22 protein-coding genes are annotated in these 22192 nt (G+C 73.6%); 8 read left to right on the top strand and 14 right to left on the bottom strand.

Annotated features, from left to right (window positions below):
• Positions 1 to 5 precede the first annotated feature (5 nt).
• The gene (locus H1D33_RS25880) at positions 6 to 1547 is read right to left on the bottom strand and encodes a BTAD domain-containing putative transcriptional regulator (protein ID WP_246411865.1); all 1542 of its coding nucleotides are present in this window, start codon (positions 1545 to 1547) and stop codon (positions 6 to 8) included.
• Here H1D33_RS25880 and H1D33_RS25875 point away from each other — a divergent pair.
• Positions 1546 to 2070 carry a hypothetical protein gene (locus H1D33_RS25875; RefSeq protein WP_181570701.1) on the top strand — a complete coding sequence of 175 codons (525 nt, stop codon included), beginning with the start codon at positions 1546 to 1548 and terminating at the stop codon, positions 2068 to 2070. The two genes, H1D33_RS25880 and H1D33_RS25875, sit on opposite strands and share 2 nt — an antisense overlap.
• A gap of 33 nt (positions 2071 to 2103) precedes the next feature.
• On the opposite strand, the gene ispF is transcribed toward H1D33_RS25875, so the two are convergent.
• From ispF to H1D33_RS25860, 3 genes are read right to left on the bottom strand one after another with little or no spacing between them, the layout of a single operon-like run.
• Complete coding sequence (ispF, locus tag H1D33_RS25870; RefSeq protein WP_181570702.1) at positions 2104 to 2586, bottom strand: 2-C-methyl-D-erythritol 2,4-cyclodiphosphate synthase; 483 nt, start codon at positions 2584 to 2586, stop codon at positions 2104 to 2106.
• A gap of 29 nt (positions 2587 to 2615) precedes the next feature.
• Positions 2616 to 3311 carry a 2-C-methyl-D-erythritol 4-phosphate cytidylyltransferase gene (gene ispD / locus H1D33_RS25865; RefSeq protein WP_181570703.1) on the bottom strand — a complete coding sequence of 232 codons (696 nt, stop codon included), beginning with the start codon at positions 3309 to 3311 and terminating at the stop codon, positions 2616 to 2618.
• Positions 3312 to 3364: 53 nt separating this feature from the next.
• Complete coding sequence (locus tag H1D33_RS25860) at positions 3365 to 3850, bottom strand: CarD family transcriptional regulator (protein ID WP_013288937.1); 486 nt, start codon at positions 3848 to 3850, stop codon at positions 3365 to 3367.
• Between the two features lie 328 nt (positions 3851 to 4178).
• Here H1D33_RS25860 and H1D33_RS25855 point away from each other — a divergent pair, with 328 nt between their 5' ends.
• The gene (locus H1D33_RS25855; protein WP_181570704.1) at positions 4179 to 4871 is read left to right on the top strand and encodes a hypothetical protein; all 693 of its coding nucleotides are present in this window, start codon (positions 4179 to 4181) and stop codon (positions 4869 to 4871) included.
• Between the two features lie 7 nt (positions 4872 to 4878).
• Here H1D33_RS25855 and H1D33_RS25850 read toward each other — a convergent pair whose 3' ends face one another.
• The 4 genes from H1D33_RS25850 to H1D33_RS25835 are packed head-to-tail and all read right to left on the bottom strand — an operon-like array spanning position 4879 to position 8542.
• Entirely contained in the window at positions 4879 to 5469 is a 591-nt protein-coding gene (locus H1D33_RS25850) for a hypothetical protein (RefSeq protein WP_181570705.1), read from the bottom strand.
• A gap of 25 nt (positions 5470 to 5494) precedes the next feature.
• On the bottom strand, positions 5495 to 6544 hold the full coding sequence (locus H1D33_RS25845) for a type III polyketide synthase (protein WP_181570706.1): 1050 nt from the start codon (positions 6542 to 6544) through the stop codon (positions 5495 to 5497).
• Positions 6545 to 6578: 34 nt separating this feature from the next.
• Complete coding sequence (locus H1D33_RS25840; protein WP_181570707.1) at positions 6579 to 7745, bottom strand: acyl-CoA dehydrogenase family protein; 1167 nt, start codon at positions 7743 to 7745, stop codon at positions 6579 to 6581.
• A gap of 41 nt (positions 7746 to 7786) precedes the next feature.
• A complete protein-coding gene (locus tag H1D33_RS25835) occupies positions 7787 to 8542 on the bottom strand; it encodes a methyltransferase domain-containing protein (RefSeq protein ID WP_181570708.1) in 756 nt (251 codons plus the stop codon).
• Between the two features lie 45 nt (positions 8543 to 8587).
• On the opposite strand from H1D33_RS25835, the gene H1D33_RS25830 reads away from it, so the two are divergent.
• The 4 genes from H1D33_RS25830 to disA all read left to right on the top strand — a co-directional run bounded on the left by H1D33_RS25830 (position 8588) and on the right by disA (position 13227).
• Positions 8588 to 9427: a UbiA family prenyltransferase gene (locus tag H1D33_RS25830; RefSeq protein ID WP_246411867.1), complete on the top strand. Its 840-nt coding sequence runs from the start codon at positions 8588 to 8590 to the stop codon at positions 9425 to 9427.
• A gap of 141 nt (positions 9428 to 9568) precedes the next feature.
• A complete protein-coding gene (locus H1D33_RS25825; RefSeq protein ID WP_181570710.1) occupies positions 9569 to 10354 on the top strand; it encodes a hypothetical protein in 786 nt (261 codons plus the stop codon).
• 105 nt (positions 10355 to 10459) lie between these two features.
• Positions 10460 to 11908, top strand: a complete 1449-nt coding sequence (gene radA / locus H1D33_RS25820) for a DNA repair protein RadA (RefSeq protein ID WP_181570711.1) — start codon at positions 10460 to 10462, stop codon at positions 11906 to 11908.
• A gap of 131 nt (positions 11909 to 12039) precedes the next feature.
• Complete coding sequence (gene disA, locus H1D33_RS25815) at positions 12040 to 13227, top strand: DNA integrity scanning diadenylate cyclase DisA (protein ID WP_181570712.1); 1188 nt, start codon at positions 12040 to 12042, stop codon at positions 13225 to 13227.
• 6 nt (positions 13228 to 13233) lie between these two features.
• Here the strand turns inward: disA and H1D33_RS25810 are convergent, their stop codons facing one another.
• From H1D33_RS25810 to H1D33_RS25800, 3 genes are all read right to left on the bottom strand, one after another.
• On the bottom strand, positions 13234 to 14001 hold the full coding sequence (locus tag H1D33_RS25810; RefSeq protein WP_181570713.1) for a hypothetical protein: 768 nt from the start codon (positions 13999 to 14001) through the stop codon (positions 13234 to 13236).
• Positions 14002 to 14106: 105 nt separating this feature from the next.
• On the bottom strand, positions 14107 to 14670 hold the full coding sequence (locus tag H1D33_RS25805; protein ID WP_181570714.1) for a peptide deformylase: 564 nt from the start codon (positions 14668 to 14670) through the stop codon (positions 14107 to 14109).
• Positions 14667 to 15179, bottom strand: a complete 513-nt coding sequence (locus H1D33_RS25800) for a glycine cleavage system transcriptional repressor (RefSeq protein WP_181570715.1) — start codon at positions 15177 to 15179, stop codon at positions 14667 to 14669. The genes H1D33_RS25805 and H1D33_RS25800 overlap by 4 nt, the downstream gene beginning before the upstream one ends.
• A 96-nt stretch (positions 15180 to 15275) precedes the next feature.
• Between H1D33_RS25800 and H1D33_RS25795 the strand changes: the two genes are divergently transcribed.
• On the top strand, positions 15276 to 16175 hold the full coding sequence (locus tag H1D33_RS25795) for an HhH-GPD family protein (protein WP_181570716.1): 900 nt from the start codon (positions 15276 to 15278) through the stop codon (positions 16173 to 16175).
• Between the two features lie 168 nt (positions 16176 to 16343).
• Here H1D33_RS25795 and H1D33_RS25790 read toward each other — a convergent pair whose 3' ends face one another.
• The 3 genes from H1D33_RS25790 to lysS form a co-directional block, all read right to left on the bottom strand.
• A complete protein-coding gene (locus tag H1D33_RS25790; protein WP_181570717.1) occupies positions 16344 to 18881 on the bottom strand; it encodes an ATP-dependent Clp protease ATP-binding subunit in 2538 nt (845 codons plus the stop codon).
• 471 nt (positions 18882 to 19352) lie between these two features.
• Positions 19353 to 19703 carry a histone-like nucleoid-structuring protein Lsr2 gene (locus H1D33_RS25785; RefSeq protein ID WP_091070408.1) on the bottom strand — a complete coding sequence of 117 codons (351 nt, stop codon included), beginning with the start codon at positions 19701 to 19703 and terminating at the stop codon, positions 19353 to 19355.
• A gap of 114 nt (positions 19704 to 19817) precedes the next feature.
• A complete protein-coding gene (lysS, locus tag H1D33_RS25780) occupies positions 19818 to 21326 on the bottom strand; it encodes a lysine--tRNA ligase (protein ID WP_181570718.1) in 1509 nt (502 codons plus the stop codon).
• Between the two features lie 93 nt (positions 21327 to 21419).
• Here lysS and H1D33_RS25775 point away from each other — a divergent pair, with 93 nt between their 5' ends.
• Entirely contained in the window at positions 21420 to 22160 is a 741-nt protein-coding gene (locus tag H1D33_RS25775; RefSeq protein WP_181570719.1) for a class I SAM-dependent methyltransferase, read from the top strand.
• Positions 22161 to 22192 lie beyond the last annotated feature (32 nt).

Here is a 22192-nt window from a genome sequence, read left to right as displayed (position 1 = left end):
CACGGTCAGGCGCCGCGGCAGGGCGTGCCGGCCCGGCCCCCGCAGGTGCCCAGGCTGCACCACCGCCGCAGGCCGCTCCCGTCGAGGAACAGCCACCCGCAGCGCTCGTCCGGGCAGGCCCGGACCGTGAGCCGGCTCGGATCGGCGAGCAGTTGGGCGCCGCTGAACGCGGCGGCGTGCAGGGGCAGCCGCAGCCCGGCGGCGAGATCGATCCACCAGCGACCGCGCCCGTCCCCCTCGCGTCGGAACACCAGCGTCCGGGCGGCCACCTCGGCGGCCCGGGCGACCGCGTCGAAGGCCCGACGGTCCGCCGGATCGACCAGGCAGGCGCGGAGGTCGGCCCGGAGCGTACGGGCCTCGGCGAGCACCCGCTCCGCCGTGTCCGGGTCGCGGCGCGCGAGGTGCAACAGCCGGTTCACCGCCACCTCGTCGGTCAACCCGGCGTGTCCCGCCCAGACGGCCAGCGTCCGGTAGCCGCGCAGCCACTCGGCCCCGGGCAGCGGAGACGCGGCGCCCCACCCGGCGAGCGTGTTGCAGAAGTCCAGCGCGGGGTGGCCGCCGACGCTCCACGGCAGGCTCTCGTCGCGGACCCGCACCTCGTACATCGGTCGGCCGACCCGGTCGAGCCGGTCGTCGCCGGCCACCACCCGGCGGTGCACCTCGCGCAGCCGCGGTCCCGGCTCGACGCCGAAGTCCGTCGCGAGCAGGTCCCGGGTGGTGCGGTAGAGCCCCAGCGCCTCGGCCCGCCGACCACCCCGGTACAGGGCGGTCATCAGCACCACCAGGAGCTGCTCCCGGGACGGGTGCCGGGTCGCCAGCGGCATCAGCTCGGCGATCACCCGGGTGTGCCGGCCCAGCGCGAGCTGCGCCTCGGCGCGCAACTCCACCGCGACCAGCCGCAACTCCTCGACCGTGCCGCGCAACCGGTCCCGTAGTTCGCCGTCCGCCGCGTCGGCGAGCAGCGGGCCCCGCCAGAGGGCGAGCCCTCGGTCCAGCAACCGCACCCGCTCGGCGGGATCGGCGACGGCGCCTGCCGCCCGAACCAGCTCGCCGAACTCGTCGACGTCGACGTGGTGCCCGGTGACGTCGACGAGATAGCCCTCGCCCCTGGTGTCGATCCGCACCCCGTACGGGTGCAGCGCTCCCCGCAACCGCCCGATGTACGTCTGCACCGCGCCGCGCGCCGAGGCCGGCGGCCGGCCGTTCCAGAGCAGGTCGATGAGACGGTCGGTCGGCACCACCCGACCCGGGTCGAGCAGCAGCAGCCCGAGCAGGCAACGCTCCTGCCGGCGGCTGCCGACCTCGACGGTCCGGCCCTCGTGGCGCGCCTCGAACGGTCCGAGCAGGCGGAAGTCCATACCGATCAGGACGAGTCGGCCGGGGCGCGCGGTTGTCGTCGGCGGTGAGCGCGTGGTCGGACGGCCCCACCGAGGGCCGGTGGCGCGGGTCGGGCGGCCCGGTGCCGCCGCCTCGGTGGTGAGCCGGTGGTGAGCCGCCGCGGTGAGGCTGGGATCGCCCTTGATCAGCAGGACGGATGGAGTGAGCATGCGGTTCAGCAGGATGAGCGTGGCGGTGGCGTCGGTCGTGGCCGCCGTGGTGGCGACCCTTCCCGGTACGGCGTCCGCCGCCGACGTCGCCCCGGGCGCCTGGGTGCCGGCACCCCAGGAGGCGTTCGAGATGCCCGCCGGCGCCCGGTGCGAGTTCGCGGTACGGGTGGAGCCGATCGTGGACGAGGTGCGGAAACTGACGCTGGCCACGTATCCGGACGGCTCCCCGAAGCGGGAGTTGTTCACCGGCGCGCTCGTCGACCGGGTGACCAACCTGGAGACGGGGGCCACCGCCACGGCCGACGCGAGCGGCACCTCACTCGTCGTCTACCACCCCGACGGGTCGATGACCTGGTACGTCACCGGTCCGGTGCTGCTCGGCTTCCGGGAGAACGCCGGTTCGCTGCCCAAGGGGCTGTGGATCGTCGACGGCCAGTTCCGGGTGGCGTTCACCCCCACCTACGACAAGACCATCACGATGCTGCACGGCACCACGCACAACGTCTGCACCGACGTCGACTGACCCCGGCGCGGCGGTCGGTCCCCGGCCGCCGCGTCAGTCCACCGGTGCCTCGTACACCAGCGCCACCGCGATGCCGGCCAAGCCCTCGCCGCGCCCGGGGAAGCCCAGGCCGTCGGTGGTGGCCGCGGACACCGTGACCGGCGCGCCGACCGCCTCGGACAGCACCCGCTGCGCCTCGTCCCGGCGCGGCCCGATCTTGGGCCGGTTGCCGACCACCTGGACGGAGACGTTGCCGATCGCGAAGCCCGCCGCCCGCACCCGGCGGGCCGATTCGGTCAGCAGCGCCACCCCGGAGGCGCCCGCCCACTCCGGCTGGTCCACCCCGAAGTTCGCGCCCAGGTCACCGAGGCCGGCGGCGGAGAGCAGCGCGTTGCAGGCGGCGTGCGACACCACGTCGGCGTCCGAGTGGCCGGCCAGGCCGTCCTGGTCCGGCCAGTGCAGGCCGGCGACCCAGCAGGGCCGCCCGGCGGCGAACGCGTGCACGTCGGTGCCGACGGCCACCCGAGGAACGATCATGACCAGAGGGTACGCGCCGCCCCCGGTGGTCAGCGGGTGATGGTCAGGAGGTGTTCGGCCAGGGAGAGGTCGAACGGGCGGGTGATCTTCATGGCCAGTTCCGAGCCGGGTACGCAGACCACCGCGACACCCTGCTTCTCCACCAGGCCGGCGTCGTCGGTGAGCGGATCCCCAGCCGCCCGGTGCGCGGCGGCCAGCACCGGCCGGCGGAAGCCCTGGGGCGTCTGCACCGCCCGCAGCGCCGCCCGGTCGACCGTGCCGAGCACCCGCTCCACGGCGTCGACCTCCTTGATCGTGTCGACCACCGGCAGGACCGGGATCACCGCGTCGTGCCCGTCCCGGACCGCCGCGGCCACCGACTCGACCAGCTCGGGCGGGGTGAGCGCCCGGGCGGCGTCGTGCACCAGGACGATCTCCGGGCCGGCGGGCACGGCCGCGAGGGCCGCCGCCACGGACGCCTGTCGCTCGGCGCCGCCCGGCACCACGGTCACCGGCGCCACCGGCGCGAGCAGCGCCCGCACCGACTCGACGTCGGCGGCCGGCGCGGCCACCACGATCGTGTGCACCGAGGGCGCGGCGGCGATCCGGCGGACGGCGTGCACCAGCAGCGGCTCGCCGGCGAGTGGTCGGAGCGCCTTCGGCCCGCCCGGGCCGAGGCGTACCCCGGCACCGGCCGCAGGAACGAGGACCGCGACGTCACCGCGCGGATTGAGCTGCGCGGTCACGTCGCGGTCCTCGGTTTCGTTCGCTGCGGTGCGGGTAGAGGCAGAGTTGCGGATCAGGCCTCGGTCAGCACCTTGTCGAGCAACGTCTCCGCCTCGTCCTTGGTGCTCTTCTCGGCCAGCGCGACCTCGCCCACGAGGATGTCACGGGCCTTGGCGAGCATGCGCTTCTCGCCCGCCGACAGGCCCCGCTCCCGCTCCCGGCGCCACAGGTCGCGGACGACCTCGGCCACCTTCAGCGGATTGCCGGAGGCCAGCTTCTCCAGATTCGCCTTGTAACGCCGCGACCAGTTGGTCGGCTCCTCGGTGTGCGGTGCACGGAGCACGTCGAAGACCTTGCCCAGGCCCTCTTCGCCGACCACCTCGCGCACACCCACGATCTCGGCGTTCTCGGCGGGCACCCGGACCGTCAGGTCACCCTGCGCGACCCTCAGGACGAGGTATTCCCTCGGCTCGCCCTTGATGACCCGAGTCTCGATTGCCTCGATGAGTGCGGCCCCGTGGTGGGGGTAAACAACGGTCTCGCCGACACTGAAAACCATAGGTTCGAAACCCCTTTCGCTGTGTCTAGGGTAACACGCTCAGGCACCGATGTCTCACCGCTGTCCTGACCGTTGGCGCAGCTCAGGGGCCCTGTGAGAGGTATTTCTTCGGCTTGACAGGAGGTCAAGTCGATGATTTGGGCACGCTCCGTGACTAGCAGATGACAACCGGGTGTGGGCAGTCGGAGCGTCGCAGATCTAGGGCAATGCGCTCCTTCCATGGTAGCTCCGCAACTCCACCCGCGCCCAGGTGTGGCGGTACGGCCCCCGGTGCGGGACGCTGGTAGGCGGACGCGACGTCCGCTCACCGAGACGTTCTGGGGGTCCGATGGGCGTGCCTGACGCTGACGGCCAGGGGCCGCCGGACGGGCTCGGTGGGCTGCCCCCGGAATGGGGCCGGGTGGTCGTCCCCGACGACGCCTCGGCGCTCGCCGAGGAGGCCCGGCAGGTGCGCCGCGAGCTGCGCCGCGACCCCCGGCACGCCCACCGGGCGCCCCGGGTCCGGCTCGGGCTCCCCCTGCTCGCGCTCCTGGTCTCGGTGCTGGTCACGCTCGCCGGGCTGGCCGCCGTCACCTGGCCACGGCCCCGCACCGGCGGCGGCCCGACCGTGCTCCCCCGGGTCACCACGGCCGCGCCGTCCCCGGTCGGCCCGCTGCCCGCGTTGGACCTGGTCGGCGCCGACGACACCCCGGTGCCGCTGCGCAGCCTGCTCCCCGCCATGATCATCCTGGTCGACGCGTGCGCCTGCGCCGACCGGGTCGGCACCGCCGCGGCCACCGCGCCCGCCGGGGTCACCGTGGTCACCGTCACCGAGGGCCGCAGCGCCGGGCCCGCCGTCGTCACCGGCGTACGCCCGCTCGGCGACCCGGCCGGCGGGCTGCGGTCCTACCTGCACCTCTCGGCCCACCCCGGCACCGCCGCCGCGCTGCTGGTCGACCGGCGGGGCGCACTGGTGCGGCTGGTGCCGGAGCTCGGCCCGGCCGCCGACTACCGGGCCGACCTGGCCCGCCTGGCCGGCTGACCCGACCTCAGTAGAGCGCCTCCAACCGGGCGTCCAGCTCCGCCTCGCCCCGCAGCGGGGCGAACCGCACCCACACCGGCGAGCCGGTGCCCTCCAGCAGCGGGACGTCCAACCGGCTACCGCAGCTCAGCACCCGCTCCACGTCGTCGCCGCCGGCCCCGGTCACCCGCACCCCGACCGCCCCGTCACCGGCGCAGCGCACCGACAACCGGTAGGTGTCGCCCGACGAGGGGTTGGCCTGCCGGACCACCGGCGGGCCGCCCGGCGACAGCCGGGACGTCTCCCGCCACACCACGTGCGACACCTCGAGCGGACGCGCCGAGCCGTCGGGGTCGACGTGGACCCAGACCGACCGGTCCGGCCCGGAGCGCACCTCGCCGGAGCCGGGGTCGATCACCACCGCGTCGGAACCGGTCGGCAGCGCCCGCCCGGCCGCGGCGTCGGCCTCGACCCGGGACCGGACGAGGTCGTCAGTGGTCGAGCCCCGGGTCGTGCCGAGCCAGGGCGCCGCCGACCGCCACCACCCGACGCCGAGCGCCAACGCCAGCACGGTCAACCCGACCAGCATCGCCCGCCGGATCCGCTCCTCGGAGGCCATGCCCGTCAGGGTATCGGCCCACCGGTCAGCCCGCGCGCTCCAACAGCGCCGCGTAGAGCGTCAGCCCCGGCCCGAACGCGAGCATCACCACCCGGCGCGGCGGCGACGGCGCACCGGCCAACCGGTCCAGGATCAGCAGCACCGTCGGGGACGAACAGTTGCCGTGCTCGGCGAGCGTCTCCCGGGACGCCGCCAACGCGGTCGGTGGCAGGGCCAGCTCACGTTCCACCACGTTGAGGATGCGCGGGCCACCCGGGTGCACCGCCCAGCCGTCCACCCCGGACCGGTCGCACCCGTGCCGGGCCAGCAGGCCGTCCACCAGGTCACCGACGAAGCGGGAGAGCACCTTCGGCACCTTCGGCGACAGGCCCATCCGGAAGCCGGTGTCGGTGACGTCCCAGGTCATGTGGTCGGCGGTGGAGGTGTCGGTGACGGAGGTGACCTCGCGCACCGCGTACCCCCCGCCGCCGGGCACGACCACGGCGGCGACCGCGGCGTCCGAGAAGAGCGCGTGCGAGACGATCTGCTGGGTGTCCACCCGTGCGCCCGCCGGCTGGATGTGCAGGCTGGTCAGCTCCGCGCAGAGCAGCAGCGCGGGCCGCTGCCGGGCGGTGACGAAGTCGCTCGCCGCGCCCAGGCCGGGCAGGGCCGCGTAGCAGCCCATGTGGCCGACGAACATGCGCTGGGTGTCCGGGGCCATGCCGAGGTCCCGGGCGAGCAGGATGTCCAGCCCGGGGGTCGCGTACCCGGTGCAGGAACAGACCACGAACAGGCCGATGTCGGAGGCGTCCAGGCCAGCGGCGGTGAGCGCGCGGCCGACCGCCTCCTTGCCCAGCGGCAGCGCCTCCACCTGGTAGCGGCGCATCCGACGCTCGGTCGGCCACTCCGAGACGTCCTCCAGCAGCGGGTTCACCGCCGCCTGCCGCCGGGTCACCCCGGAGTTGGCGAAGATCTTCTCGGCCAGCACCCGGGTGGTGCCCGAGAAGTGCTTCTCGAAGAACCCCGTCCACAGCTCGTCCTGCGCGGCGCCCGGTGGCAGCGCCATGCCCAGACCCGCGATCACCGGTACGCCCACGTCCCCCACCTCTCGACAGCTTTCTCCGCTCCGCTCACCAACGAGGGACCGCGCCGTCCCGGTCCGGGTCGCCGCCGAGCGCGGCGATGCCCAACCAGTCGGCACACACGTCGGAGGTGGCCGGGTGCAGCGAGCCGCACCGGGCGTCCCGGTAGAGCCGCTCCAGCGGATGACCCCGGCGGGTCGCCGAGGTGCCGGCGGCCTCCAGCATGGACGCGGCCACCTCCGCGGCCGTGGTGCCGGCGAGCAGCTTCGCCCGCCACACCCAGCGGTTCGTCTCGGCGGAGCCGGGCTCCTCGTCGACCCGGCGGGCCGCCTCCGCGACCACCAGCTCGGCGGCGGCGGTCGCCGCGTCCGCCCGACCCAGCCGGGCCCGGACCGCCGGCAGGCCGGCCAGGTTGCGGGCGTTCAGGTGCTCGGCCGCCGCGTCGATCGCCGCCCGGGCCACCCCGACGTAGACGGCGGCGTAGCTGGCCACCAGCCAGTGCGGCATGAGCTGGGCCACCACCAGGGCCAACCCCTCGACGCCGCCGAGCAGCCGGTCGGCCGGCACGGTCACGTCCAGGTGCAGGTCGTGCGAGGAGGTGGCGCGCATGCCGAGCGAGTCCCAGGTGGGCTCGACCGTGATCCCGTCCCCGGCCGGGACCAGGAACTGGGAGACCACCGACTGGTCGGTGGCGCTGCGCGCGGCCACCAGATAGCCGTCCGGGTGGCCGGCGCCGGAGCAGAAGGTCTTGCTGCCCTTGACGTGCCAGCCGCCGTCGACCGGCTCGTAGACGGTGCTGAGCTGGGACAGCCGGGCGCCGGCGCCGCGTTCGCTCATCGCCACCGCGTACCAGGCGCCGTCGGCCGCCGCGCGCAGCAGCCGGTCCCGGGCGGCCAGCGCCTCGTCCGGCACGCCGAGCGCCTCGGCCAGCTCCTCGGTGACCGCGCCCAACGCCCCGGTCACCGAGGCGTGCATGTTGAACACCAGCGCGGTCGCGCCGTTGCCCCGGGCCAGCTCGGTCGCGACGGCGGTGTACTCGGCGAACGTCGCACCCGACCCGCCCAGCTCGCGCGGGACCATCAGCCCGAACAGGCCGGCCTGGCGCAGGTCGGCGAAGTCGTCGACGGGGAACGAGCCGTCCCGGTCGTGCCCGGCCGCGCGGGCGGCCAGTCGTGGCGCCAACCGGCGGGCCGCCTCCAGCGCGTGCACAGTCATGTCGCCCCCTTCTCGACGTCCCTTACCCCGGGTGGTCCCGGCTACCCGCCCCGGCGCCCACTGCCCTGGTAGAGCACCGCGGTCGACCGGGTCGGCACGATGCGCGGCTCCGTCCGCACCGGACGGTCATCGCCGCGCCACCGGCGCAGCAACCAGGCCAGCGTGCCGCCCAGCTCCGGCCGGACGCCGCGCAGGCGCAGCGCCACGCCGTGCCGGGCGCACTCGGCCACCAGCGCGCGAGCGTCCACGAACAGCCGGGGGTCGTGGATGCCGCGCGGCACCGTGGGCAGCCGTTCGCCCAACTCCACCGCGACCAGCCGGGCCAGCAACGTGTCGTTGAGCGTGTCCAGCACCAGCAGGCCGCCCGGCCGCAGCAGCCGGCACGCCTCGGCCACCGCCCGCCGCCAGTCCGGCACGTGCTCCAGCAGCTCGCCGGCGGACACCACGGCGGCACAGCCGTCGGCCAGCGGCACCGCGGTCGCGTCGCCCTGGAGCACGGTCACCCCGTGCGCGGCGGCCAGGTCGAGCGCGGAACGGGTCAGGTCCACCCCGACGTGCCGGTAGCCCTTGCCGGCCAGGTGCGGCGCCAGCAGACCCGCCCCGCAGCCCAGGTCGACCAACAGGTCGTCCCGGGTGGACGCCGGGGGCACCAGGGCCGCGCGGGCGCGGGCCAGCCAGTGCAGCATCGCGAAGGCGCCGTCCGGGCGCCACCACTCGCCGGCCAGGTCGTCGTACTGCCGGGGGTCGTTCGGGGGCAGCGCCCGGCGCGGACCGACCACCGGGGACGCGTCTGGCATGGACCGAGCGTGGCACGACTCCCCGGTAACGACCAGACTTCCCTTATGTCGACGCGGGTGTTAGGGCTGGTCAGGGCGAGCCATCCGGAGCCGGCGGCGGCGGTCGTGCTGGTCGCCGCGCTGCTCGCCGCCGGTGTCGGGCACACCGCCGCCGGAATCGCGACGGTGGCGCTGACGGTGCTCGCCAGCCAACTCGCCGTCGGCTGGAGCAACGACCTGATCGACGCCGAGCGGGACGCCGCGGTGGGGCGTACCGACAAGCCGGTGACCACCGGCGCGGTCGCCCGGTCGACGCTGGCCCGGGCCACCGTGGTGGCCGCCGTCGCCACTCCGCTGCTGGCGCTGCCCGCCGGCCCGGCCGCGGCGGCCTGCGCCACCGTGGGGCTGGTCTCCGCGCTGCTCTACAACAGGCCGCTGAAGTCGACGCCGGTGTCGGTGCTCCCCTACGCGGTCTCGTTCGGCGCGTTGCCCGCGTTCGTGGTGCTGGCGCTGCCCGGCTCGCCCGCGCCGCCGGCCTGGCTGGTGGCCGCCGCCGCGCTGCTCGGGGCCGGGGCGCACTTCGCCAACGTGCTGCCCGACCTGGCCGACGACGCCCGCACCGGGGTGCGCGGCCTGCCGCACCGGCTGGGCCCGGCGGGCAGCCGGCTGGCCGCCGCCGGGCTGCTCCTCGCGGCCACCGTCGCGCTGGTGTTCGGCCCGCCCGGGCCGCCGTCGTGGACCGGCCTGTCGGCGGTCGCCGCCGCCGTCGCGGTGCCGGCCCTCGGGTGGTACGCGGGACGCGCCACCGCCCGGGCCGGCGGTCGCCCGGTGGCCGCCTTCCGCGCGGTGCTGGTGGTGGCGTTGATCGATGTGGTGCTGCTGGTGGCGAACGGTCGGGTGGTCTGAGGGGCCCCTCCGGGGGTGGCATTGCCGGGTCCGCGTGCGGGCCTCGATCAGCTCCAACTACCCTGGAGCGCGGTCTGCGCGGGTATGGCCACCCCGTGCCCGGGGGTCGACCGGGCGGGGATCGTGACGAGGAGGACCGACGTGACGCGCTCGATCAGGGGTTCCCGGGGGCCGGCCCTGCTGCTGGCCGGCACGGCGGCGGCGGCGAGCCTGCTGCTGTCCGGGTGCGGCGCCGGGCAGATCGCCGAGACCGCCAACAAGATCCCGTCGGTCCAGGGCGTCAACGTCCAGACCTCGGACAACCTCTACCAGGTGCGCGGCCTCTACGTGCAGTTCCCCGGCCCCAAGGGCTACGAGGCGGGCGCGACCGCGCCGCTCAACGTGGTGATCTACAACGACAGCAAGGCGCCGGTGACGGTGACCGTCACCACCGACAGCGCCCGCGAGATCGTGCTGACCGGCGGCGCCGGGTCCAGCGGCGCGGCCACCCCGACCGGTTCGCCGACCGAGCCGGCCTCGGCCTCCCCGACCGCCACCGACCCGAGCGCCTCGCCCAGCCAGTCGCTGGAGGTACCCGCCTCCCCGTCGGCCGGCCCGTCCGAGAGCGGTTCCGCCTCGGCCGGCCCGTCGCCGTCGGAGAGCGCGTCGGCGCCCGCCGGCGAGCCGGCCCGGATCGAGATCCCGGCGCTCGGCTACGCCCAGCTCAACAGCGGCAACCCGCGGTTCCTCCAGCTCGTCGGCCTGAACCAGAAGGTGCAGGTCGGCCAGCAGGTCAACCTGAAGTTCGACTTCGGCAACGGCAACGTGATCTCCACGCCGGCGCCGATCGGCGTGCCGCTGACCCCGGAGGCGCAGCCGTCGCCGGTCGTCAACCCGCGTGAGCACGCCGGCGAAGAGGGCGGCACCGAGGGCGGCAGCCACGGCTGACGCCGTACCGGTTCCGTCGACACCGCCGCGGTGGCCTGTGCCACACCGGCGGTGTCGTCGTTTCCGCGGTGGGCTTTCGTCGTACCGGCCGGTTAGCGTCCGGTGGTGACCACGCCCCGATCGACCTCCTCCCGCGCCGGCGCCGGCCGCGGCCGCGCCGCCGCCCGCGAACCCCGCCCCGCCTACGAGTGCGACGCCTGTGGCCACCAGCCACCCAAGTGGGTGGGCCGGTGTCCCGAGTGCGGCGAGTGGGGCTCGGTGGTCGAGTCCACGGTCACCGGTCCGCTGGTCTCCGGCCGGGTGGTCAGCTCCCGGATGCCGGCCGAGCCGGCCCGCCCGATCGCCACCATCAGCGCCGCGCCGGCCCGGGCCCGGGCGACCGGGGTGAGCGAGCTGGACCGGGTGCTCGGCGGCGGTCTGGTCCCCGGCGCGGTGGTGCTGCTGGCCGGCGAGCCCGGCGTCGGCAAGTCGACCCTGCTGCTCGACGTGGCCCAGCAGTGGGCCGCCGGCGCGGGCAGCCCGTCGCTGGTGGTCAGCGGCGAGGAGTCGGTCAGCCAGGTCCGGCTGCGCGCCGAGCGGATGGGCACCCTGCACGACCAGCTCTACCTGGCCGCCGAGAGCGACCTGGCGGCGGTGCTCGGTCACCTCGACGCGGTCAAGCCGGGGCTGCTGGTGCTCGACTCGGTGCAGACCATCTCCACCACCGGCACCGAGGGCGTGCCGGGCGGCGTGACCCAGGTGCGCGCGGTCACCGCGGCGCTGGTCGCGGTCGCCAAGGAGCGCGGGGTCGCCACCGTGCTGGTCGGGCACGTCACCAAGGACGGCCAGGTGGCCGGCCCCCGCGTGCTGGAGCACCTGGTCGACGTGGTGCTCCACTTCGAGGGCGACAAGCACTCCTCGCTGCGCATGGTGCGCGGCGTGAAGAACCGGTTCGGCGCGGCCGACGAGGTCGGCTGCTTCGAGATGCACGAGGGCGGCATCAGCAGCCTGGCCGACCCGTCCGGCCTGTTCCTGACCCGCTATTCCGAGCCGGTGCCGGGCACCTGCGTGACCGTGGCCATGGAGGGCCGGCGGGCGCTGGTCACCGAGGTGCAGGCGCTGATCGGGGCGACCGTCGCCGGCTCCCCCCGGCGCACGGTGTCCGGCCTCGACGGCGCCCGGCTCGCCATGGTCCTGGCGGTGCTCCAGCGGCGCACCGAGCGGCTGACCCTGCACGACCGGGAGGTCTTCGCCGCCACCGTCGGCGGCATCCGGGTGGTCGAGCCGGCGGCCGACCTCGCGGTGGCGCTCGCGGTGGCCTCCGGCGGGCTCAACCTGGCGCTCAACCCGCATCTGGTCGCCATCGGCGAGGTCGGGCTCACCGGCGAGGTGCGGCGGGTCGGCGCGGTGCCCCGCCGGCTGGCCGAGGCCGCCCGGTTGGGCTTCCGGATGGCCCTGGTCCCGCCCGGGTGCGGCCCCGGCAGCAGCGGCGTCACCCCGGAGAGCATGCGCGTGATCGAGGTCACGGACGTGCGGGCCGCGCTCCAGGCGGCCGCTCGCGCATCCGCGGAGTGACCGTGCGTGCTCGCGCGCGGGGAGCGGCCGGGCGATTCCGGACAGGTCACGCGGTGGGACGCGTCCGGCATCGTGACACATCACAGTAACCACGAGAGCACCCACCGCTCCGCAGTCCGTAGACTGTGTCCGTGCCGATCGACCGCGATGCCACCAAGCCCGCAACGGCGACGCCGCACGCCCGCACCGGCGCCGTGAGCGGCAACCCCACCCGCGCCATCAGTGTGACCGTGGGCGGGAGCGTCGGCGGTGCCGGCGCCGACCCGCTGCGCGCCAATCTCGCCCTGATGGCGCCGGGCACCGCGCTCCGCGACGGCCTGGAGCGGATCCTGCGCGGGCGCACCGGCGCGCTGATCGTGCTCGGCTACGACAAGGTGGTCGAGCAGATCTGCACCGGCGGCTTCCCGATGGACGTGGAGTTCTCCGCCACCCGGGTCCGCGAGCTGTGCAAGATGGACGGCGCGGTGGTGCTCTCCAGCGACGGCACCCGGATCGTCCAGGCCGGCGCGCACCTGATGCCCGACCCGTCCATCCCCACCGAGGAGTCCGGCACCCGGCACCGCACCGCCGAGCGGGTGGCCCGACAGACCGGCTATCCGGTCATCTCGGTCAGCCAGTCGATGCGGATCATCAGCCTCTACGTCAACGGCCAGCGGCACGTCCTGGACGACTCGGCGGCCATCCTGTCCCGGGCCAACCAGGCCCTGGCGACGCTGGAGCGCTACAAGCTCCGGCTGGACGAGGTCTCCGGCACGCTCTCCGCGCTGGAGATCGAGGACCTGGTCACCGTCCGGGACGCGGTGGCCGTGGTGCAACGGCTGGAGATGGTGCGGCGGATCGCCGACGAGATCGCCGGCTACGTGGTGGAGCTGGGCACCGACGGCCGCCTGCTGGCGCTCCAGCTCGACGAGCTGATGGCCGGCGTGGACGCCGACCGCACCCTGGTCATCCGCGACTACCTGCCGGTGGGCCGCAAGTCGCGCACCCTCGACGAGGGGCTGGTCGAGCTGGACCTGCTCAGCGCCACCGAGCTGATCGACCTGGTGGCGGTGGCCAAGGCCATCGGCTACCCGTCCGCCTCCGACGCGCTCGACGCGGCGGTCAGCCCGCGCGGATTCCGCCTGCTGGCCAAGGTGCCCCGGCTGCCGGCGGCCGTGGTCGACCGGCTGGTGGTGCACTTCGGCAGCCTCCAGCGGCTGCTCGGCGCGACCGTGGAAGACCTCCAGGCGGTCGAGGGGGTGGGCGACGCCCGCGCCCGTGGGGTCCGCGAGGGCCTGTCGCGGCTCGCCGAGGCGTCCATCCTGGAGCGGTACGTCTGATCCGCCTCAGCCGGTGACGGTCAGCTTCACCGGCTCACTGATCTTGGTGCCGACCCGGGCGAAGACCTGGTACGTGCCGATCGGGGCGTACGGGCCGGCGGCCAGGCCGGCCTCGCAGCGGCTGGTGTCGCGCCCGTTCCAGCCCAGCTCGTAGGCGCGCTCGAAGTTCGGCGTGAACGACTGCACGTCGGAGCCCTTGCCGGTGCCGCAGGTGTCGGACGACCAGACCTTCTCCGCGCCGGCCTTGACGTACAGCTCCTGGAGGTCGGCCCCGACGTCGCGGCTGCACGTACGGTTCGACACGTTCTTGATCTTGAGGCGCAGCGTGACCACGGTGCCCCGCTGGGCGTTGGCCGGCACCGCCACCGGCGTCACCTGGATCTCCGAGTCGGTGCAGGCGCCGTCGGCGGACACCGGCTCCCCCGACGCGCCACCGTCACCGGTGCCCGAGCCGCCCCCGGTGCTCCCGCCGCCGTCGGTGCCCGTGCCACCGCCGGTGCTCGTGCCGCCGCCCGTGTTGGCGCCGCCGCTGTCACCGGAGGCGCCCGGCGTGGGCGACGGACCTGTCGACTGGGGGCTCAGCACCGAGCCGGTGGGAGCCGGCGCCGCGGCCGAGCCGCCCGGGGACGGGTCGCTGCCCGGCGCACCGGTGTTCTTGTCCGTGCCGGTGCAGGAATAGAGCAGGACAATCAGGAAGAGCAGCCCCGCGCCGAGCACGACGGCACGACGCCGCCAGTAGACAGCGGGGGGCAGGGAACCGACCGTCAGACGCATGATGCGCCTACCGTAGTCGCGCGGTGCTCGGCACGCCGGTCCGACGCGCCGGTAACCGCGTGCGACGCCCGTACCGGCCTCCACAGTGGATGCTCCCGGCCATCGTCAGAGATAGACCTTGCGCTGGTAGACGGCGTGCGCGCCGGCGACCTGATCGAGGAAGAGCAACCCGGCGCAGTGGTCGATCTCGTGCTGGAGCGCACGCGCCTCGAAACCGTCGGTGACCAACCGCACCGGCTCCCCGCTGCCCGGCAGCATCCCCTCCACCACCAGACGGCTGGCCCGCTTCACGTCGCCGGTCAGGTCCGGCACCGACATGCAGCCCTCCCGGCCGGCCTTCCACCGGCTCGCCTCCACCACCCGGGCATTGCAGAGCACGAACGTGCCGTGCACGGTGACCGCCTTCGGATGCCCGGTCACGTCCACCGCGAACACCTGCGCGCTCACCCCGACCTGCGGCGCCGCCAGGCCCACACAACCCGGCGAGACCCGCATGGTGGCCACCAGGTCGGCGGCCAGCCGCACCACCTCGGCCGAGGTCGGGTCGACCTCCGGACCGGGCCGGCTCAGCACCGGCTCCGGGGCGGCCACCACCGGGCGCACCTCACCCGCGACGCCGAGCTTCTCCGGCGTCCAGCCGCCCAGGCCGGCGTACTCCTGGCCGGTCACAGCAGGTCCGTGTCCGCCGGGCGGAGGCTGACCCCGACACCCAGCTCCGCCGCGGCGCGGGTGAGCCGGCCGGCCACCTCGTCCGAGCTGCCCGGCGGCAACTCCACCTCGGCGACCACCACGTAGAGCGAACCGGTCAGCCGGGTGCTCAGATCGGTCACGTTGCCGCCCGCGTCGGCCAGCACCCGGGTCATCGCCGCCACGATGCCCATCCGGTCCGCGCCGTGCACCGCCAGCACGTACGGCTCGCCGGCCGGCTCATTGGCGCCGTCCGGAGTGACCACGCGTACGGTGGCCAGCAGGTGCCCGTCGGCGGCGAGCGGGGCGAACGCGGCCTCGACGTCGGCGGCGGCCGGCCCGACACAGATCAGGGTCATCGCGAAGTGCCCCCGAAGCCGGGTCATCGTCGAGTCGGTGAGGTTCGCGCCGAGCCCGGCGAGGACCTCCGCGACGTCGGCCACGATGCCCGGCCGGTCCCGGCCGATGACGGTGATCGCGAGCTCGTTCATTCGGACATTCTGCCCCGCCGCCGAAGATCCACCGCAGCGGCCCACCCGGCCCGCCCACCCTGCGGGAAAGCCGCCCGTGGCATCATCGGCTCCGCCATGACTGAACCCACCTTCGCCACCCAGGTCAGCCGGTGGTACGAGCGCAACGCCCGCGACCTGCCGTGGCGCCACCCCGGCATCGGCGCCTGGGCGATCCTGGTCAGCGAGGTCATGCTCCAGCAGACACCCGTGGTCCGGGTGGTGCCGGCGTGGGATGCCTGGCTGGCCCGCTGGCCGGAACCGCGAGCGCTCGCCGAGGACACCCCGGCCGAGGCGATCCGGATGTGGGGCCGGCTCGGCTACCCCCGCCGGGCGGTACGCCTGCGCGAGTGCGCGGTGGCGATCGTGGAGCGGCACGGCGGCGTGGTGCCCGACCGGCTGGAGCAGTTGCTGGCGCTGCCCGGGGTCGGCACGTACACGGCCCGGGCGGTGGCGGCGTTCGCGTACGGGCAGCGGCATCCGGTGGTCGACACCAACGTCCGGCGGGTGGTGTGCCGCGCCGTCGCCGGCGAACCCGACGCCGGGCCGACCACCCGTCCCGCCGACCTGGTCGCCACCGAGGAACTGTTGCCGGTCGAGCCGGCCGCGGCCGCGCTGGCGAGCGCCGCGTTCATGGAACTCGGCGCGGTCGTGTGCACCGCCCGCGCCCCGCGCTGCGCGGTGTGCCCGGTCGAGGCGAGCTGCGCGTGGCGAGCCTCCGGGCAAGCCGCGCCGGAAGGTCCCAGCCGCCGTCCGCAGCGCTACGCCGGGACCGACCGGCAGGTACGCGGCCTACTCCTCGCCGTGCTCCGGGAGACCACCGGACCGGTGCCGCACCAGCGACTGGATCAGGTCTGGCACGACGACGTGCAGCGGGCCCGGGCACTGGCCGGACTGGTCACCGACGGCCTGGTGGAACCGGTCGGCCCGGAGTCTTTCCGGCTGGCCGGCGACGGCCCACCCGTCCCCCTCCTCTGACCCCTTCCCTCACCTCGCACCAATGGTGACCAAGGAGTTGGCGTCACCCGCACGTCCTCACGCGACGCAAACTCCTTGATCAACGGGGCGGGCGGGGCGGGGAAGGCGACGGCCCCGGTGGCTTTCGCCTACCGGGGCCGTCGCCCTGGAACCTTGTCTCGCCCGGCCTTACGCGGCGGTGTCGTCCGCGCCGGTGGCGGCGGCGCCCAGATCCGCCGGGACCGCGTCCGGCACGGCGTCCGGCCGGTCCGCGCCCCGGAAGACGAGCTTGGACTTGTCGATGTTCTCCGGGTCGCCCTCGCAGTCGACCACCACGATCTGACCCGGGGTCAGCTCGTTGAACAGGATCCGCTCGGACAGGTTGTCCTCGATGTCGCGCTGGATCGTGCGACGCAGCGGCCGCGCGCCCAGCACCGGGTCGAAGCCCTTCTTCGCCAGGTACTTCTTGGCGTTGTCGGTCAACTCCAGGCCCATGTCCTTGTTGCGGAGCTGGCCCTCGATCCGCTGGATCATGATGTCCACGATCTGCAGGATCTCGTTCTCGCGCAACTGGTGGAAGACGATGGTGTCGTCGATCCGGTTCAGGAACTCGGGCCGGAAGTGCTGCTTCAGCTCGTCGTTGACCTTCTGCTTCATCCGGTCGTAGTTCGACTCGGAGTCCTCCGACTGCTGGAAGCCCAGCGACACCGCCTTGGCCACGTCACGCGTGCCCAGGTTGGTGGTCAGGATGATGACCGTGTTCTTGAAGTCCACGATCCGGCCCTGACCGTCGGTGAGACGACCGTCCTCCAGGATCTGCAGGAGCGTGTTGAACACGTCCGGGTGGGCCTTCTCGATCTCGTCGAAGAGGACCACCGAGAACGGCCGGCGACGCACCTTCTCGGTCAGCTGCCCGCCCTCGTCGTAGCCGACGTAGCCGGGAGGGGCACCCACCAGCCGGGAGACCGTGTAGCGGTCGTGGAACTCGGACATGTCCAGCTGGATCAGCGCGTCCTCGCTGCCGAAGAGGAACTCGGCGAGCGCCTTGGACAGCTCGGTCTTACCGACACCGGACGGGCCGGCGAAGATGAACGAGCCGGACGGGCGCTTCGGGTCCTTCAGGCCGGCCCGGGTCCGCCGGATCGCCTTCGAGACCGCCTTGACCGCGTCCTCCTGGCCGATGACGCGCTTGTGCAGCTCGTCCTCCATGCGCAGCAGGCGCGAGGTCTCCTCCTCGGTCAGCTTGTAGACCGGGATGCCGGTCCAGTTGCCGAGCACCTCGGCGATCTGCTCGTCGTCGACCTCGCTGACGACGTCCAGGTCACCGGCCTTCCACTCCTTCTCCCGCTGCGCCTTCTGGCCGAGGAGCTGCTTCTCCTTGTCGCGGAGCTGGGCGGCCCGCTCGAAGTCCTGCGCGTCGATCGCGGACTCCTTGTCGCGGCGCACCTGGGCGATGCGCTCGTCGAAGTCACGCAGGTCCGGCGGCGCGGTCATCCGGCGGATCCGCATCCGGGCGCCGGCCTCGTCGATCAGGTCGATCGCCTTGTCCGGCAGGAAGCGGTCGGAGATGTACCTGTCGGCCAGCGTCGCGGCGGCGACGAGAGCGGCGTCGGTGATGCTCACGCGGTGGTGCGCCTCGTAGCGGTCGCGCAGGCCCTTGAGGATCTCGATGGTGTGGGCCAGCGACGGCTCACCCACCTGGATCGGCTGGAAACGACGCTCCAGCGCGGCGTCCTTCTCCAGGTGCTTGCGGTATTCGTCGAGCGTGGTGGCGCCGATGGTCTGCAGCTCGCCACGGGCCAGCATCGGCTTGAGGATGCTGGCGGCGTCGATCGCGCCCTCGGCCGCGCCCGCACCCACCAGGGTGTGGATCTCGTCGATGAACAGGATGATGTCGCCGCGGGTGCGGATCTCCTTGAGCACCTTCTTCAGGCGCTCCTCGAAGTCACCGCGGTAGCGGGAGCCGGCGACCAGGGCGCCGAGGTCGAGCGTGTAGAGCTGCTTGTCCTTGAGCGTCTCGGGCACCTCGCCCTTGATGATCTTCTGGGACAGCCCCTCGACCACAGCGGTCTTGCCGACGCCGGGCTCGCCGATCAGCACCGGGTTGTTCTTGGTGCGGCGGGACAGCACCTGCATGACCCGCTCGATCTCCTTCTCGCGCCCGATGACCGGGTCGAGCTTGCCCTCGCGGGCGGCCTGGGTGAGGTTCCGGCCGAACTGGTCCAGCACCAGGCTGGTCGACGGCGCGGCCTCGCCCGGGGCGGCGCCGGCGGCGGCCGGCTCCTTGCCCTGGTAGCCGGAGAGGAGCTGGATCACCTGCTGGCGGACCCGGTTGAGGTCGGCGCCGAGCTTGACCAGCACCTGGGCGGCGACGCCCTCGCCCTCGCGGATCAGGCCGAGCAGGATGTGCTCGGTGCCGATGTAGTTGTGGCCGAGCTGCAGCGCCTCGCGCAGCGACAGCTCCAGCACCTTCTTGGCCCGCGGCGTGAACGGGATGTGCCCGCTCGGCGCCTGCTGGCCCTGGCCGATGATCTCCTCGACCTGCTGGCGCACACCCTCCAGGGAGATGCCGAGGCTCTCCAGGGCCTTCGCCGCCACGCCCTCACCCTCGTGGATCAGGCCCAGCAGGATGTGCTCCGTGCCGATGTAGTTGTGGTTGAGCATCCGGGCCTCTTCTTGGGCCAGGACGACAACCCGTCGCGCTCGGTCGGTGAACCGCTCGAACATGCCCTCGTGCTCCTCACGTGCCGTGCGCCTTGATGGTCAGATCTCGGCGGGGCCGGTGCGCGGACGTCCGGGACGGGCGTCCGTGCCTCCTTACTCTATCGCCGCGGACCGTCTCCGCTGAGGTCGTGTGACCCCCTGGATGACCGTTCCGACGTCGTTTCTGCCAACCGTCCACGCTCAGGAGGTGTTCCGGGACCCCCGCCTGTACGCGCAGAGCGAAATTCGAGAACCGGTGGACGGCCCGGTCGAGGGGCTCGCGCGGGGGTGTACGCGCCCCGCAACGGTCGTCCACAGCCTGTGGACGGAATCTCCACCGCCTGTGGACAACTCCACCGGACGCCGGTTTCTTCCCGCCGGACCCGCCCGCCCGCACCGGGGCGGACCGGACATCCGGCGCGGCCGGGCGGAAACGGCGACGCCGGCCCGGAGTCTCCTCCGGGCCGGCGTCGGGTCGCCCGTCGCGTGGTCGGGTCAGTGCCCCGCCTTCGCGTGGTACTCGTCCACGATCTCCTGCGGGATGCGACCGCGGTCGGAGATGTCCTTGCCGGCCTTCTTGGCCCACTCCCGGATGGCCCGGTTCTGCTCGCGGTCGGCGGTCGCGCCGCCCCGGCCGCGCGCGGCCCGGCCACCCACGACCACCCCGCCCCGACCGACCTTCGTGCCGTGCGCGATGTACTGCGCAAATTCACCACGCAATTTTTCAGCGTTGGAGGCCGAGAGGTCGATCTCGTACTGCACGCCGTCGAGCGCGAACTTGACAGTCTCGTCAGCGTCCCCGCCGTCCAGGTCATCGACCAGCTTGTGAATGATCTGCTTGGCCACGTCCCACATTCCTTTCGAGCAGGGTTGTGCTCCTGCAATACAGGAGCACAGTAACCTGTCCGATGCTTGCCCCGTCAATAGGATGGCGTAACGAGGCGGAGAAGCTTTGCCCGCCTACTCGGGGCGGACCAAGGGGAACAGGATGGTTTCCCGAATTCCCAGGCCGGTCAACGCCATCAGGAGCCGGTCGATTCCCATTCCCATACCACCGGCCGGCGGCATTCCATACTCCATCGCCCGGAGAAAGTCCTCGTCGAGGCGCATGGCCTCGTCGTCCCCGCGCGCCGCGAGCTGCGCCTGGGCCACCAGCCGCTCCCGCTGCACCACCGGGTCGACCAGCTCGGAGTACGCGGTGCCCAGCTCGAATCCCAGCACGTAGAGGTCCCACTTCTCGGCCAACCCGGGCTCGCTGCGGTGCGCACGGGTCAACGGGCTGGTCTCCTCCGGGTAGTCGCGGACGAACGTGGGCGCCTGCAACGACGGCACCACCAGTTCCTCGAACAACTCCTCGGCCAGCTTGCCCGGCCCCCACTTCGGGTCGACGGAGAGGCCGACCTTGTCCGCGTACTCCACCAGGCGTGACCTTTCGGTGCGGACGGTGACCTCCTCACCGAGCGCTTCGGAAAGAACACCGAACAGTGTCACCGAGCGCCACTCGCCGCCCAGGTCGAACTCCCGGCCGTCGGCATGCGTCACGGTCGTCGAGCCGGCGACCGCGATGGCGGCCTGCTGCACCAGATTCCGGGTCAGCGCCGCCATCGTGTCGTAGTCGCCGTACGCCTCGTAGGTCTCCAGCATCGCGAACTCCGGCGAGTGCGAGGAGTCGATGCCCTCATTACGGAAGTTGCGGTTGATCTCGAAGACCCGGTCCACGCCACCCACGACCGCACGCTTGAGAAACAGTTCCGGCGCGATTCGCAGATACAGATCGGTGTCGAGTGCATTGCTGTGGGTCACGAATGGGCGGGCCGCCGCGCCACCGTGCAGCAACTGCAGCATCGGCGTCTCGACCTCGACGAAGTCCTGCCCGTGCAGGGTGTCGCGCAGGCTGCGCACCGCGGCGGCCCGGGTGCGGACCATCTGCCGGGCCTGCGGGCGGACCACCAGGTCCACGTAGCGCTGGCGGACCCGGGACTCCTCGCTCAGCGGCTTGTGCGCCACCGGCAGCGGGCGCAGGGCCTTGGCGGTGACCGCCCATTCGTCGGCCAGCACCGACAACTCACCGCGTCGGCTGGTGATCACCTCACCGGTCACCCCGACGTGGTCGCCGAGGTCGACCAGGCGCTTCCAGTCCGCCAGCCGCTCCGGGCCGACCCGGTCCAGCGAGAGCATCGCCTGCAACTCGGTGCCGTCGCCGTCGCGCAGGGTCGCGAAGCAGAGCTTGCCGGTGTTCCGAATGAAGATCACCCGGCCGGTGACCGAGGCCCGGTCGCCGGTGGCGGTGTCGGTGGGCAGGTCGGCGTAGCGCTCGCGGAGCTTCGCGAGCGTGGTGGTCCGGGCGAAACCGACCGGGTACGGCTCGACGCCCTCGGCGAGCATCCGGTCCCGCTTCTCCCGGCGGACCTTCATCTGCTCGGGAAGATCGTCGGCGGGGTCTGCTGGCAGGGCGTTCTGCTCGGTCACGGCACGCTTCCTCAGGCCTGGGGAACATCGGCGGGGTCAGCCCATGAGCGTACTCAAGCGCCGTGCCGGCCGTTACGGGATAACCTGCCCGCCATGACCGACCCCACTGCGGCGCTCTCGTTCGGCGCCGCCGCCGCCGAGTACGACCGCTTCCGGCCCCGCTATCCCGAGGCGGCGCTGCGCTGGGCGCTGGACGGGCTGCCCGCGTCGGCCCGGGTCGTCGACCTCGGCGCCGGCACCGGCATCCTCACCCGGGGCGTGGCCGCGCTCGGGCGTCACGTCGTACCGGTGGAGCCGGATCCGGGGATGCGGGCGCAACTGGCCGCCGCCACCGGAGGCACGACGGCGCTGGCCGGCAGCGCGGAGGCGGTGCCGCTGCCGGACGGCGACGCCGACGCGGTGCTGGTCGGTCAGGCCTACCACTGGTTCGACCGGGACCGCGCGAACGCCGAGGTGGCCCGGGTGCTGCGCCCCGGCGGCACGTTCGCGCCGGTGTGGAACGTCCGCGACGAGCGGGTCGACTGGGTGGCCGAGCTGACCCGGATCGCCCACCTCGACCACAACGCCGGCGACGTGGTCGACCGGTACGCCGACTTCGGCCCCGCCTTCACCCCGGTCGAGGTCGGCGAGTTCGACCACGCCACCACGCTCACGCCGGGCGAGCTGGTGGCGATGCTGCACACCCGCTCCTACTGGCTGACCGCCACCCCGGCCGAGCGGGCGCGGGTCGACGAGGGGCTGACGGAGCTGTTCGCCACCCACCCGGAGCTGGCCGGCCGGGACGCCGTGGAGCTGCCGTACCGCACGGTCGTGCTCCGGGCGAGCCGGCGTTAAGCGGGGGCCCCTCCTCTACCGGAAGCGTTAAG

This window comes from Micromonospora ferruginea, assembly GCF_013694245.2.
In the GTDB taxonomy this organism is placed as follows: domain Bacteria; phylum Actinomycetota; class Actinomycetes; order Mycobacteriales; family Micromonosporaceae; genus Micromonospora; species Micromonospora robiginosa.
The sequence above is the reverse complement of the archived record's forward strand: the minus strand, read 5'-3'. Positions and strand labels throughout refer to the sequence as shown.